At 74.1% G+C, this 14,047-nt stretch carries 12 protein-coding genes; 8 read left to right on the top strand and 4 right to left on the bottom strand.

Features of this window, described 5'->3' with window-relative positions; genetic code table 11:
* Window positions 1–105: 105 nt before the first annotated feature.
* Both VGI02_RS05980 and VGI02_RS05985 read right to left on the bottom strand, forming a co-directional pair.
* Window positions 106–873, bottom strand: a complete 768-nt coding sequence (locus VGI02_RS05980) for a crotonase/enoyl-CoA hydratase family protein (protein ID WP_331626362.1) — start codon at window positions 871–873, stop codon at window positions 106–108.
* The gene (locus VGI02_RS05985; protein WP_331626363.1) at window positions 870–1,937 is read right to left on the bottom strand and encodes an LLM class flavin-dependent oxidoreductase; all 1,068 of its coding nucleotides are present in this window, start codon (window positions 1,935–1,937) and stop codon (window positions 870–872) included. Before VGI02_RS05985 ends, VGI02_RS05980 begins: the two co-directional genes overlap by 4 nt.
* Before the next feature lie 114 nt (window positions 1,938–2,051).
* On the opposite strand from VGI02_RS05985, the gene VGI02_RS05990 reads away from it, so the two are divergent.
* The 4 genes from VGI02_RS05990 (at window position 2,052) to VGI02_RS06005 (ending at window position 5,720) form a co-directional block, all read left to right on the top strand.
* Window positions 2,052–2,888 (top strand): class II aldolase/adducin family protein, encoded by an 837-nt coding sequence (locus VGI02_RS05990; RefSeq protein ID WP_331626364.1) that lies wholly within the window; start codon window positions 2,052–2,054, stop codon window positions 2,886–2,888.
* Window positions 2,889–2,964: 76 nt separating this feature from the next.
* A complete protein-coding gene (locus tag VGI02_RS05995) occupies window positions 2,965–3,807 on the top strand; it encodes an amidohydrolase family protein (protein WP_331626365.1) in 843 nt (280 codons plus the stop codon).
* A 123-nt stretch (window positions 3,808–3,930) separates the two neighbouring features.
* Window positions 3,931–5,307 (top strand): NAD-dependent succinate-semialdehyde dehydrogenase, encoded by a 1,377-nt coding sequence (locus tag VGI02_RS06000; protein ID WP_331626366.1) that lies wholly within the window; start codon window positions 3,931–3,933, stop codon window positions 5,305–5,307.
* Window positions 5,307–5,720, top strand: coding sequence for a VOC family protein (locus tag VGI02_RS06005; protein ID WP_331626367.1), 414 nt, complete (start codon window positions 5,307–5,309; stop codon window positions 5,718–5,720). The genes VGI02_RS06000 and VGI02_RS06005 overlap by 1 nt, the downstream gene beginning before the upstream one ends.
* Window positions 5,721–5,736: 16 nt before the next feature.
* Here VGI02_RS06005 and VGI02_RS06010 read toward each other — a convergent pair whose 3' ends face one another.
* Window positions 5,737–6,612, bottom strand: coding sequence for an LLM class F420-dependent oxidoreductase (locus VGI02_RS06010; RefSeq protein WP_331626368.1), 876 nt, complete (start codon window positions 6,610–6,612; stop codon window positions 5,737–5,739).
* Between the two features lie 77 nt (window positions 6,613–6,689).
* Window positions 6,690–7,583: a PaaX family transcriptional regulator gene (locus VGI02_RS06015; RefSeq protein WP_331626369.1), complete on the bottom strand. Its 894-nt coding sequence runs from the start codon at window positions 7,581–7,583 to the stop codon at window positions 6,690–6,692.
* Window positions 7,584–7,600: 17 nt separating this feature from the next.
* Here VGI02_RS06015 and bioA point away from each other — a divergent pair, with 17 nt between their 5' ends.
* From bioA to VGI02_RS06035, 4 genes are all read left to right on the top strand, one after another.
* The gene (bioA, locus tag VGI02_RS06020; RefSeq protein WP_331626370.1) at window positions 7,601–8,902 is read left to right on the top strand and encodes an adenosylmethionine--8-amino-7-oxononanoate transaminase; all 1,302 of its coding nucleotides are present in this window, start codon (window positions 7,601–7,603) and stop codon (window positions 8,900–8,902) included.
* A gap of 455 nt (window positions 8,903–9,357) precedes the next feature.
* Window positions 9,358–11,754 carry a SulP family inorganic anion transporter gene (locus VGI02_RS06025; RefSeq protein ID WP_331626371.1) on the top strand — a complete coding sequence of 799 codons (2,397 nt, stop codon included), beginning with the start codon at window positions 9,358–9,360 and terminating at the stop codon, window positions 11,752–11,754.
* A 12-nt stretch (window positions 11,755–11,766) separates the two neighbouring features.
* Complete coding sequence (locus VGI02_RS06030) at window positions 11,767–12,957, top strand: 8-amino-7-oxononanoate synthase (protein ID WP_414638201.1); 1,191 nt, start codon at window positions 11,767–11,769, stop codon at window positions 12,955–12,957.
* 100 nt (window positions 12,958–13,057) lie between these two features.
* Window positions 13,058–13,261, top strand: coding sequence for a hypothetical protein (locus tag VGI02_RS06035; protein WP_331626373.1), 204 nt, complete (start codon window positions 13,058–13,060; stop codon window positions 13,259–13,261).
* Window positions 13,262–14,047 lie beyond the last annotated feature (786 nt).

The following is a 14,047-nucleotide window of genomic DNA, read 5'->3' on the forward strand; positions in this document are numbered from 1 at the left end:
TTCGGCAGCACCCTTCGCATCCGCCCGGAGTGTGTGCGTCACGCGTCGGTGCGCACAGCTGGGCGCCGCGACCACCCGCAGGGCTCCCGCCGACCGCCCTGACCGTCAGGCCTCCCCGAACTTGCCGTGGCGGCCCTCCCCGGAGGCGAACCGGGCCGCGCCGGCCACGGTCTCGGCGTCCAGCGCCGCCCGGCCGCGGGCGAACTCCGCGGCCAGGGCGGCCTGCTCGTCGAGACCCTCCTGGTGGAGCACCGACGCCCGGTCGCCGCGCAGGCAGACCTGCGGGAACGCCGCGAGGTCGCGGGCGAGGATCTGCGCCGCCACCAGGGCCTCCCCGGCGGGCACCACCCGGTTCGCCAGCCCGATCGCGTGCGCCTCGGCGGCATCGACGGCGCGGCCGGTCAGGACCAGGTCCATCGCGCGACTCGTCCCGATGAGACGGGGCAGGCGCACCGTTCCGCCGTCGATCAGCGGTACGCCCCACCGCCGGCAGAACACGCCGAACACCGCGGTCTCGTCGGCGACGCGCAGGTCGCACCACAGCGCGAGCTCCAGCCCGCCCGCCACCGCGTGCCCCGCGACCGCGGCGATCACCGGCTTGGACAGGCGCATGCGGGTGGGGCCCATCGGCCCGTCGCCGTCGGGCTCGGTGCGGTTGGCCTCCGGCGTGGCGACGGCGGTGAGGTCGGCGCCGGCGCAGAACGTCCCGCCCGCACCGTGCAGTACGGCGACCGCGGCCTCGTCGTCGGCGTCGAACGCCCGGAAGGCGTCGGCGAGCGCGGCGGCGGTGGGACCGTCGACGGCGTTGCGGCGGGCGGGCCGGTCGATGGTCACCGTCGTGACGGCTCCGTCGCGCTCCACGTGGACCGTCATCGTGCGGCCTCGCTTCCCGTCGCTCCGCTCGTCCCGGTCCACCCGAGCGCCGGACCGAGCCGGGTGGCCATGTCGGTGAGGATCTGTACGTAGTCCTCGTGGGCGAACGAGAACGGCAGCGCGAACACGACCTCGCGGGCCTCCCGGAAGCCGGCGTGGGCGTGGAGTGCCTCCGCGATCTCCTCCGAGGTGCCGAGGACGTCGCGCGCGAACAGCAGTCGCCCCGGGCCCTGGGGGGCCGACGTCCGCGGGGTGCGCGCGTCGACGTAGGCCTCGTACCTCGCGCGCTGCTCGGCGGTCGCGGAGTCGGTCGGGATGACGACGAGGCCCTGCGAGACCCGGGCCGTGTCCGCGGTGCCGTGCCCCGCCTCCTCGAACGCGGCCCGGAAGGCCCGGATCGAGCGGGCCTGGATGGCGGCGAAGTCCGGCTCCTCGTCGGGGGCGACCCGCACGACGCTGGACGTGAGCAGGTTCAGCCCCTGTTCCCCGGCGCGGCGGGCGGAGCTCTCGCTGGCCGCGCCGTACCAGAGGCGGTCGGCGAGCCCGGGCGAGTGCGGCTGGACGTGGTCGGAGAACTGTTCGATGCCCTCGGTCCCGGAGAACGTGCTGGCGGGCTCGCCGCGCAGCAGGCGGTGGAGCCGGGCGACCCGCTCGTAGCTGAAGTCCTCGGCGTCGGCGGTGTCGGGGTAGAGCGCGCCCTTGACGTCGTCCCAGTGCATCGGCGGGCCGACGCTGACGCCCGGGTTCATCCGGCCGCCGGAGAGGATGTCGAGGGTGCCGAGATCCTCGGCGTAGCGCAGCGGATTCTCCCAGCCCAGCGGGGTGACGGCCGTGCCGAACTCGATGCGCGAGGTCCGTTGCGAGGCCGCCGCGAGCAGCGTCACCGGCGAGGACACCCCGTACTGCAGGTGGCGGTGACGCAGCCAGACACTGTCGAAGCCGAGCTGTTCGGCCAGCTCGATCTCGGCGAGCAGGTGCTCGTGGCCGGGCCCGGGATCGTCCCCGTCGAACGTCCCGATGGTCAGGAAACCGAGCTTGGAGAGCGGGACGCCGGGCACGGGCATCGTCGGGCTGCCTCTCGTGGGATGACGGAAGGGGTCGCGGTCGATCATCCTCCGCTCCGCCCCCGTGCGCCGAGGTCTTGACCTGCTCGCGTGCCCCGGCGCACCGTCGGGGACATGGCCGCACCGACGCAGGAATCCAGCTCCGCCACATCCGACGACGGCGGCATGTCCGCCTTCCGGCCCTCGCAGGAGGGCATCGTGATGCCGCAGCCGCCGACGTTCGCGACGAGCGCCGAGGAGCGGCTGCACCGCAAGCAGCAGCTCGCCGGCGCGTTCCGGGTCTTCGGGCGGTTCGGGTTCGGTGAGGGGATCGCCGGTCACATCACGGTGCGCGACCCCGAGGACCCGCACATGTTCTGGGTGAACCCGTTCGGGATGAGCTTCCGGCACATCCGGGTCTCGGACCTCATCGCGGTGAATCACCACGGCGACGTCGTGCATGGCACCAGGCCGGTGAACCAGGCCGGGTTCGTCATCCACTCCGCGGTGCACGCCGGCCACCCGGACGTCGTGGCCGCCGCGCACGCCCACTCGGTGTACGGCAAGGCGTGGTCCTCGCTCGCGCGCCCGCTCGACCCGATCACCCAGGACGCCTGCACGCTCTACGAGAACCACGGGGTCGTCACCGAGGGCCGGGGCGCGGTCGTGCTCGACCCGGAGGTCGGGCGCGCGCTCTCCACCGGGCTCACCGGCCGCAAGATGGTCTTCCACCAGAACCACGGGATCTTCACGGTCGGCCGGACGGTGGCCGAGGCCGCGTGGTGGTTCGTCAACACCGAGCGCAACTGCCAGGCCCAGCTGCTCGCCGAGGCCGCCGGGACGCCGACGCAGATCGACCACCCGAACGCGAAGTTCTCCGCCGACCAGACCGGCACCGAGTACGCGGGCTGGTTCTCCTTCCAGCCGCTCTGGGACGAGATCGTGCGCACGGATCCGGACCTGTTCGACTAGGGGGGCGGAGCCTTCGTGAGCACTTTCTGGTGCGATAGGCCCCGAAAGTGCTCACGAGGCCGGAGGCCACCTCTCGATGATCGTCGACGCCCACGTCCACGTCGCCCACCTGGCGCGGCTGAAGGTGTCGTGGGACCAATGGATGGGGGCGGCCGGGGACGCCGAGTCCTGGGCGGCGATCTACGACGACGACGGCGCGCCGATCCCCGCCGCGGTCAGCCGGTACTTCGCCGACGAGGGCGCGGACCGGGTGCTGCTGTTCTGCGAGTACAGCCCCAAGGCCACCGGGTGGCAGACCGTCGAGGACGTGCTGCCGATCGTCGAGCACGACCCGGAGCGCTTCCGGATCGTCGCCAACGTCAACCCGCACGTGCACCACCCGGTCGCGCGCGAGGTGGACCGTCAGCTCGACCTCGGCGCCGTCGCGCTCAAGATTCACCCGGTGCACGCCGGGATCGCCCCGAACGACCGGGAGCTCTACCCGGCCTACGCCCGGTGCGTGGAGCGCGGGATCCCGGTGATCGTCCACACCGGGCCGTCGTTCTTCCCCGGTGCCACGTCGCGCCACGGCGACCCGGTGCTCATCGACGACGTGCTGCGCGACTTCCCCGAGATCACCGTCGTGCTCGCCCACGGCGGCCGCGGCTGGAGCTACGACGCCGCCGCGTCCCTCGCCCTCACCCGCGAGAACGTCTGGCTCGACATCGCCGGCCTGCCTCCCAAGCGCCTGCCGACCTACTACGCGAGCTCCGGGCTGGACCGGGTCGCCGCGAAGTGCATCTTCGGGACCGATTCGCCCGCCGCGAGCCCGGGCCGCAACATCGCCGCGATCCGCGACCTCGGGCTCTCCGAGGAGCTCACCGACGCGGTGCTCGGCGGCAACGCGCGGCGCGTCTACCCGGGCCTCGAGGCCCCGTAGCGCCGCAGCACCAGGAGCCGGACAATGTGGGCCACGCCACAGCCTGCGGGACGCACGCCACGACCGTTGACGCTTGAAGGGTGAGGCGTGTGCACGCGCGCGGAGAAGGGGTAGACCGGAGACATGGCCATCGCGACGACGAATCCCGCCACCGGGGAGACCGTCCGGGAGTTCGACTCCCTGACCCAGCAGGAGCTCGAGGACCGGATCCAGCGGTCCTGGGACGCGTTCCAGAGCTATCGCGACACGACGTTCTCCCAGCGGGCCGGGTGGATGCGCGCCGCCGCCGACATCCTCGACGCCGAGACCGACCGTCTGGCCGAGCTCGCGACCCTGGAGATGGGCAAGACCTTCGCGGCGGCGAAGGCGGAGGTCGGCAAGTGCGCGCTCGGGTGCCGCTGGTACGCCGACCACGCCGCCGAGCACCTCGCCGACCACCCGTGGGAGCCCGCGGACGCCCCGGCGAACGCCCGGGTGTTCACCCGGTACCAGCCGTTGGGCCCGGTCCTGGCGATCATGCCGTGGAACTTCCCCTACTGGCAGGTCTTCCGCTTCCTGTGCCCCGCGCTCATGGCCGGCAACGTCGGGCTGCTCAAGCACGCCTCGAACGTGCCGCAGGTGGCGCTGGCCATCGAGGACATCCTCGTGCGGGCCGGCTTCCCGCGGGACGTGTTCCAGACGCTGCTCATCGGCTCGTCGATGATCGAGGCCATGGTCGACGACGACCGCGTGCGTGCCGTGACCCTCACCGGCAGCGAGCCGGCCGGCCGTGAGGTCGGCGCCCGGGCCGGGCAGAACGTCAAGACCAGCGTCCTCGAGCTCGGCGGCAGCGACGCCTTCATCGTCATGCCCTCGGCCGACCTGGACGCCACCGCGGACGCGGCCATCTCCTCGCGGATGCTGAACAACGGCCAGTCGTGCATCAACGCCAAGCGGATCATCGTCCACGAGCAGGTGGCCGACGAGTTCCAGCGGCTCCTCGTCGGCAAGGTGGAGGCGCTCAAGGTCGGAGACCCGATGGCGGCGGACACCGACCTCGGGCCGATGTCGGGACCGCAGGGCCTCGAGGAGCTCGACAAGCAGGTGCAGGACTCGGTGGCGGCGGGCGCCAAGCTCCTCACCGGGGGCAAGCCGATGGGTGGGAAGGGCAACTTCTACCCGCCGTCGGTGCTCGCGGACATCCCGAAGGACGCGCCGGCGTACTACGAGGAGCTCTTCGGCCCGGTGGCGCTGTTCTTCCGGGCGAAGGATCTCGACGCGGCCATCGCGATCGCCAACGACTCCAGCTTCGGGCTCGGGGGCAGCGCCTGGACCCAGGACGCGGGTGAGGCGGAGCGCCTGGTCAACGAGGTCGAGACCGGCATGATGTACATCAACAAGGTCACCGCCTCGACGCCGGAGGTCCCGTTCGGCGGGTCCAAGAACTCCGGGTACGGCCGGGAGCTCGCCAGCTTCGGCACGCAGACGTTCACCAACGCGAAGACGGTGTGGATCCAGTAGTGGCCACACCCACGTTCACGCAGGCCGCCCATGTCGCGCTCACCGTGCGCGACATGGCGGCCAGCGTGGCGTTCTACGAGCGCGTGCTCGGGTTCCTGCGGGCGAGCGAACGCCGCGAGGGCCCGCCCGAGGCGCGGCATCCGCGGCAGCTCGTCCGCCATCCCGACTCCGGACTGGTGCTCGGGATCCACGAGCCGTACGAGCGCTCGGACGATCGCTTCGACCCGCAGCGCACCGGCCTCGACCACCTCGCGGTCACGGTGACCGACCGTGCGGCGCTGGAGGCCTGGGTCACCCACCTCGACGCGCAGGGGGTCGAGCACTCGCCGGTGCGCGACGCGGGCTACGCCGAGTTCGTGTCCTTCGCCGACCCGGACGGCATCGCCTGGGAAATCTGGTTCCCCACCGCGTAGGTGGCCTCCAGCGCACCTACCCGAGCTCGGCGAGCTTCGGCACGGCCGGGGCCATCCCGTCGATCCACGCCGCAGGCGCACCCGTCGTCGGGGTGACCATCACGGCGTCCACGCCGAGCGCGGCGTACTCGACCATCGCGTGGACGAACTCGTCGACGGTGTCCGGGCCGGGCCGCGGGTTGTTCGCCATGATCGTCACGCGGATGTCGTCGTAGTTCCGGCCGACGTCGTCGCAGTGGCGGCGCAGGACGTCGAGCTTGTGCTCGATGTCCGCGGGGGACGAGGCGAACAGGTTGCACGCGTCCCCGTACTGCGCGACCAGCCGGAGCGTCTTGCGCTCGCCGCCCCCGCCGATCAGCACCCGCGGCCGGTGGAGCGGCTGCGGCGAGCACAGCGTCTCGGCGAGCTGGTAGTGCGTGCCGCCGTAGGGCCCGTTGTCCTTCGGGTCCCACATCTGCGCGCAGATCTGCAGCGCCTCCTCGAGTCGCTCGAAGCGCTCGGCCAGCGGCGGGAACGGGACGCCGAGGCCCCGGTGCTCGCGCTCGAACCACGCCGCGCCGATCCCGAGCACCGCGCGGCCCCCGGACAGCACGTCGAGCGTGGTCACGATCTTCGCGAGCACCGCCGGGTGGCGGTAGGTCACGCCGGTGACCAGCAGGGCCAGGTCGATCGTCGAGGTGTGGGCGGCCAGGAAGCCGAGGGTGGTGTAGCCCTCGAGCATGTTGGCCTCGGCGGGCAGCCCGGTCGGCTCGATCTGGAAGAAGTGGTCCATGAACGAGAGCCAGCTCGCGCCGGAGGACTCCGCGGCACTTCCCACCCGGGCCAGCTCGGCGGCGATGGCCGTCGGGCCGCCGTCGATGTCGAAGATCGGGATGTGAAAGCCGAGCTCCATGGGGCGATCTCCTCGCGCTGTGACGGATGAACCGGGGCCAGCCTGGTCCTTCGAGCGCGCTCGAACGCAAGTCGGGCTCAGCCCAGGGCGGCGAAGGCGTCCCGCGCGCCGGGCGCCCACGCCTCGTGGCGGCGGCGGAACACCTCGGCGGCCCGCGCCCCGACCCAGCCCGCGGGGAGCAGCTCGGCCGGTAACTGCGGGTCGAGGAACGGGAACCGCCGCCAGGCGTCGACCAGCCGGACCTGCGCAGGCAGCACCGCGATCGGGTCGGGCTCGAGGCCGGCGAACCGCTCGACGAACTCCGCGTAGCGGGCCTCGAGCTCGCGCAGGTCCCAGGCCTGGGCGACGAGCTCGGCGTCGGAGAGACCCCCGTGGGTGCCGCCGACCACGACCAGCGCGCCCGTGTCGAGCCCCACGTCGGCCAGCGCGCGGTGGGCCTCGGTGACCCGTTCGGCGTCGGGGCACACCCACACCCCGGGCGCGGGGGAGCCGAGTCCCGCCCACGCGAGCTGGGTGCGCAGCTGGTGGCGCAGCGCGCGCTGGGCCTCGGGGACGCTCACGACGAGCACGAGCCAGCGGCCGTCCCAGGGCGGCCGGTGCGCCCCGTGGGCGTAGATCCGTTCCGCTCCCTCGGTGAGCAGCCGCTCCCCGGACGCCGTCAGGGACCAGCGGACCCGGCGTCCGGCCCGTTCGGAGACGACGACGTCGTCCGCGGCGGTCCGGGCGAGCGCCTGCCGGGCGGACTTCTCCTCGACCCCGACGGAGGCGAGCGCGTCGAGCAGGGCCTGGGTCCAGACCGGCTCGCCCCGCGGGAGGACGAACTCCCCGAGCACCGTGAGCAGCAGTGACCGGGCGCTGGTCGCGGCGACCTCGCGGCGGCGGGAGAAGGCGTCCTCGGCCGAGCCCGACGTCGTCGGAGCCGACGACGGATCTCCCGTCGCCGACCCGTGCGTCACCCCCCGCGCGGCCATGACCGACGATCGTAGGCGTGTCCAGTGCCCCAGGCCCGTCGCGACCCGCGCCCGACCAGGATCTCCGGGTCCGCGACCGCGAGCACGTCTGGCACCCCTACGGCCCGATGCCCGGGCGCACCGACCCGCTGGTGGTCACCTCGGCCCGCGGGGTCCGGCTCACCCTCGACGACGGGCGCGAGCTGGTCGACGGCATGAGCTCGTGGTGGGCCGCGGTGCACGGCTACCGGCACCCGGCGCTCGACGCGGCCCTGCGCACGGCCGCCGACGAGTACAGCCACGTGATGTTCGGCGGCCTCACCCACGACCCCGCCGTGCAGCTCGCGACCCGGCTCGTCGAGATCACCCCCGAGCCGCTGCGCCACGTCTTCCTCGCCGACTCCGGGTCGGTGTCGGTCGAGGTCGCGGTGAAGATGTGTCTGCAGTACCAGCGGGCCCGCGGCAGGCCCGGGCGCACCCGGATGATGACCTGGCGCGGCGGGTACCACGGCGACACGTTCGCCGCGATGAGCGTGTGCGATCCGGACGGCGGGATGCACGCGCTCTGGAAGGGCTTCCTGCCGGAGCAGGTCTTCGCCGACGGCCCGCCCGCGCAATACACCGAGGCCTACGACGAGCACCTCGCCGCCGTCGCGGACGCCCACGCCGACCAGCTCGCGGGGATCATCGTGGAGCCCGTCGTCCAGGGGGCGGGCGGGATGCGGTTCCACGACCCGCGGCACCTGGCCGCACTCCGCGAGATCGCCGACCGGCACGATCTGGTGCTGGTGTTCGACGAGATCGCCACCGGGTTCGGGCGGACCGGCGAGCTCTTCGCCGCCGAGCACGCCGGGGTGTCACCGGACGTGCTGTGCGTCGGGAAGGCGCTCACCGGGGGATACCTCACGCTCGCCGCGGCCCTGTGCACCTCCGCGGTGGCAGCGGCGGTCAGCGACGAGCGCGGCGGCGGGGGGCTCATGCACGGGCCCACGTTCATGGGCAATCCGCTGGCCGCGCGGGTCGCGCTCGCCAGCATCGACGAGCTGCTGCGCCGGGACTGGCGCGGCGAGGTGGCGGGGATCGGCAAGCGGCTGCGGGCCGGTCTCGCGCCGGCGCGCGAGCTGCCCGGGGTGCGGGACGTGCGCGTGCTCGGCGCCATCGGCGTGGTGGCCCTCGACCACGCCGTCGACGTCCCGGCCGCCCAGGCCGCCGCCGAGTCCCACGGTGTGTGGCTGCGGCCGTTCCGCGACCTCGTCTACACGATGCCGCCGTTCGTCACCCCGGACGACGACGTCGAGCGGATCGCCCGGGCCGTCGTCGCGGCGGCGGCCGCGGGCTGACCCGTGTGGCGCGTGTGTGTCGCGGCGGAACGTCGTGCCCGACGCTGCCCGGTCCGGGCCCGGGAGGGCGTTCTGTCCGATAATCACCCGAACGACGCAATCGGGCGATCCGGGTCACGGAGCCGAACGGCGCACCGCGCCCGAGCGTGATCATCGTCCCGGGCGATGTCCCTCCGGCCGGGTCCGGGCGAGGCCGGGACGCCGAACCCGGAACCGGCAGTCACGTGAACGACGGGTGAACCGGGTTGTGCGCTACCGGACTCGGGCAGACTGGCTTCTCGGAACGTCCGGTTCGTCCCAGACGCCCGCTTTCGTTCCGCGTGCACACCATCCCGGGCCCACTGCCGCCGACGACGGCGCAGGCCGCTCGGACCGCCCCGGGCGCCGCCGGTCGCGACGACGACGTCGCGTGCCGCCTGCGTCGAGACGATCCGTCCGGAGGACTCCCCTCACCCATGAGCGCTCCCCCCTCCACGTCGCCCCCCGCCCCGTCCTCCCCACCCCCCTCCCGCCCCCCGGCCGGCGTCGGCGGCGCCCTCGCCGACCTGCGGGCGAACCTGCGCTACGACCTGCCCGCCTCGCTGGTCGTCTTCCTCGTCGCCGTCCCGCTCTCGCTGGGCATCGCGGTCGCGTCCGACGCCCCGCTGACCGCCGGGCTCATCGCCGCGGCCGTCGGCGGTCTCGTCGCCGGTGCCCTCGGTGGGTCGCCGTTGCAGGTCAGCGGGCCCGCGGCCGGTCTCACGGTGATCGTCGCCGACCTGGTCAACCGCTTCGGCTGGGGCGTGACCTGCGCGATCACCGTCGCGGCGGGCGTGCTCCAGATCCTCTTCGGCGTCTCGAAGGCCGGGCGCGCGGCGCTCGCGATCTCACCCGCCGTCGTGCACGGGATGCTCGCCGGCATCGGCCTGACGATCGTGCTGGGCCAGCTCCACGTCGTCCTCGGCGGGGAGCAGCAGGACGACGCGATCGCGAACGTGCTCGCCCTGCCGGCCCAGCTCGTCTCGGTCCACGGACCGGCGGCCACCCTCGGCCTCGCCGTCATCGCGATCCTGCTCGCCTGGCCCCGGCTGCCGGGGAGCGTCCCCGCGTGGGTGCGGAACATCCCGGCGCCCCTGCTCGCGGTCACGCTGCTCACGGTCGTCGCCACGGTGCTGGCGTTGCCCGTCGAGCGGGTGGAGGTCGGCGGGTCGGTCCTCGACGCGATCGCCCTGCCGGTGCTGCCCACCTCCGACCTCGGGGGCGTGATCGTCGGCGTGTTCACCGTCGCGATCATCGCCTCGATCGAGAGCCTGCTGTCGGCCGTCGCGGTCGACAAGCTGCGCCCGGGCACGACGTCCGACCTCGACCGCGAGCTGGTCGGCCAGGGCGCGGGCAACACCGTCTCCGGGCTGCTCGGCGGCCTGCCGATCACCGGGGTCATCGTCCGGAGCTCCACCAACGCCGCGGCCGGGGCGCGGACGCGGGCGTCGGCGATCCTGCACGGCGTCTGGATCGTGGTCTTCTCGGTGGCGCTGCTCGGCCTCGTCCAACAGATCCCGATGGCCGTCCTCGCGGGGCTGCTCGTCCACATCGGCGCGAAGCTGGTGAACGTCGCGCACATGCGCGAGCTGCACCGCCACGGCGAGCTGCCGATGTACGTCGTGACGATCCTCGGCGTCGTGCTCGTCGACCTGCTCACCGGCGTGCTCGTCGGTCTCGGGCTCGCGCTGCTCATGGTGCTGCGGCGCGTGGTGTGGGCGTCGATCGAGGTCCAGGAGCCCTCGCGCGGCGCCGACGGGGAAGCGGACGGCGCGTGGCACGTCGTCGTCGAGGGCGCTCTGTGCTTCCTGTCGATCCCCCGTCTCTCGCGGCGGCTCGCCCGGATTCCCGAGGGGGCCGACGTCGTCGTCGACCTCGTCACCGACTACCTCGACCACGCCGCCTACGACCACCTCTCCGAGTGGGAGGAGCGCCGCCGGATCGCCGGCGGCTCGGTGCGCATCGACGAGGTCGGGACGATGGGCCTCGTCGCGCGCCGGGAGGCGACGGCGGGCGGTCCCGGCGATCGGCGGCCCGGGCCGGTGCCCCGCTTCCTCGCCCCGTGGTCGGTCTGGCAGGCCGGACAGGACGCCATCCTCACCGGGCTGCGGGAGTACCACCGCCGCGCCGCCGGTCTCGTCGCGCCGTACCTGTCCGACCTCGCCGAGGGCCAGGCCCCGCACGCGTGGTTCCTGACCTGCAGCGACTCCCGGGTGGTGCCGAACGTCCTGACGTCGTCGGGGCCGGGCGACCTGTTCACCGTGCGCAACGTCGGCAACCTCGCCCCGCTCGGGGGTCGCGGGGACGACTCGGTCGGCGCCACCGTCGAGTACGCCCTCGACGCGCTGGGAGTGCCGACGCTCGTCGTCTGCGGCCACTCCGGCTGCGGGGCCATGCAGACGGTGCTGCGTGCGTCGGCGACCTCCGACGGCGGTAACGGCGGGGACGGCGGAGCTCTCGGGCGGTGGTTGACGGGTGCCGCGGAGAGCCTGTCGCGGTTCCGCGGCGGCCATCCGGTCGGCGAGCGCGCCGGTGCCGCGGGCGCGAGCGACGTCGACCGGCTGGCGATGGTGAACGTCGCCGTCCAGCTCGACCGGCTGGCCCGACACCCCGGTGTGGCGGACGCGGTCGCGCAGGGCCGCGTGCGGCTGGTCGGGCTGTTCTTCGACATCGCGACCGCCCGGATGTCCGTCCTCGACGGCGACCGGTTCGTCCCGGCGTCGACGGACCGGTTGGGGGCGGGGACACGCAGCGGAGCGGAGCTGGACCGGGCGACACGGTCCGCCCCGACCCCGCCGGAGCCGGCGACGACCACCTTCCCGGTCGGCGGCTGATCGGTCCCTAGGGTGTCGGCTGTGAGCGGCGACCCCCTGGCCTGGCTGGACGAGACGGCGCAGGCCCGCCGGGCGGCGGGCCTGCGCCGGTCGTTGTCCCCGCGCGAGGTCGTCGAACCGCTCGTCGACCTGGCCTCCAACGACTACCTCGGCCTCGCCCGCGACCCCCGCGTCGTCGAGGGCGCGGTCGCGGCGACGCGGACCTGGGGTGCGGGCTCGACGGGATCGCGCCTGGTGACCGGATCGACCCGCCTGCACGCCGACCTCGAGGACGAGCTGGCCGCGTTCTGCGGTGCGCAGGCCGCGCTGGTGTTCTCCTCGGGCTACACCGCGAACCTCGGCGCCGTCACTGCGCTGTCCGGGCGCGGGGCGCTCGTCGTCTCCGACGTCGCGGCGCACGCCTCCCTCGTGGACGCGGCCCGGTTGTCGCGGGCGCGGGTCGTGGTGTCGCGCTGCTCGGTCCCCGCCGAGGTGGACGCCGTCCTCGCGGCCGCCCCGGAGTCCCGGCGCGTGGTGGTCACCGACGGCGTCGACTCCGTGGACGGCGGGCTCGCCCCGCTGGGTGCGCTCGCCGAGGTGTGCCGGGCGCGCGGTGCCGTGCTGCTCGTCGACGATGCCCACGGGCTCGGCGTGCGCGGCCCGGCGTTGAGTCCCGGCGCCGGGCTGGTCGCGGAGGCCGGGCTCGCAGGGGAGCGGGGTGTGGTCGTCACGGCGACGCTGTCGAAATCGCTCGGCTCCCAGGGCGGTGTGGTGCTCGGGGACGCCGACGTCATCGCCCACCTGATCGACGCCGCCCGCTCGTTCATCTTCGACACGGGCCTGGCCCCCGCGGCCGCCGGCGCGGCCCGGGCCGCGCTCGGTGTGCTGCGCGCGGAGCCGGAGCGGGTCGCGGCGCTGCACGCCGCCGCCGCGTCCGTCGCGGCCTCGGCGCGGGCGGCGGCCTCGTGGGCCGGGGTGGCGGAGCCGACCGCGGCGATGGTTCCCGTCGTGCTCGGCGAACCGGAACTGGCGACGGCAGCGCGGGACGCCTGCGCCGCGGCCGGACTGCGGGCCGGCTGCTTCCGGCCCCCGTCGGTGCCGGAGGGCACGTCACGGCTGCGGCTCACGGCCCGCGCCGACCTCGGTGCCGACGACCTCGCCCTGGTCGACCGGGTGCTCGCCGACGTACTCCCGGCGGTGCGCGGGTCGGCCCTCACGGGGTGACGGCGGACATGGCCGTGCGAGGCGGACCGGACGGGCGTCCGGACCGGGCCGGTGGCATCCTGGACATTGCTTCACGGAATCGATCCCGAAGGAGGACGGCGTGACCGTCACGGACAGCCGGTCGGCCTTCCGACTCTGGCACTGCGGCCGCTGTCGCCGCCCACTGGCGGAGGACTCCGATTACCTGCGCTGCACCTGCTGCGGTGCGGTCCACGACGTCGACGGGACCCCGCGCCCCGACGTCGAGGACGCCGAGCGACCGGCCCTCGACCCGAACGCGGTGCGCGTCCGCAACTGGATCTAGTCGGGCCCGGCTGCCCCGACCTGCGCGCTGCGCGCACGGTTCCCGCGTTCGACGACGCCGGCACCGACGCGTGGCGCACACATTCCTGCCGGGTGCGGGCGGTGCTGTCGAAATCGACGCGTGGCGCACACATCCCTGCCGGCCGAGTGCGCGGGGTATGGGCCGTGGAGGTCCCAGGGAGTTCGACCCGCGGGGTGGGGGTGGGAGTTGGGGTGGAGGGTGCGTGCGCTGGGCTCCGCGAGTCGGGATCGGGCGGCCCCGGTTCGGCCGGGAAGCTTCTGGTGGTGAAGGGGGCGCGGTCGGTCCACCGTGCGGCGGCGTGATCGACGACTGCGCGGCGGGGCGCCTCGGACCCGGTGGCGTTCCGCCGCACGAGAGGTGATCGCTCGCCAGGTCGGGAGGGTCCTCGCCGGCCTGTGTCGGGAGCGCCCGGCCCTCCCGCGTCGTCGGGCCGGCGGAACTGTGTGTACGCCGCGCCGGTGCTGACAGCGCGGTATCTGGTGAGCGGACTGGTGTTCGCCCCACGTCGGTCTCGACAGCACCCTCCGCATCCGGCGGCAGTGTGTGTGCCGCACGTCGATGCTCACGAGCCGGTGGAATGGCCGGTGGAATTGTGTTCGCCGCGCGTCGGTTCCGACGGCACCTCCGCGGCCCCGGCAGCAAGGTCGGTGCGCCGCCCCGCGGAGTTCCCTCGCCAGGTCGGGACCCCGGTCGTGGCCCGGGCGAAGGTGGGCTCACCGCGGCGGGTCGTCCCCACCCTCGTCGGAGTCGTGGCGCGGACGCCCC

It is taken from the genome of Actinomycetospora sp. (assembly GCF_036497245.1).
Classification (GTDB): domain Bacteria; phylum Actinomycetota; class Actinomycetes; order Mycobacteriales; family Pseudonocardiaceae; genus Actinomycetospora.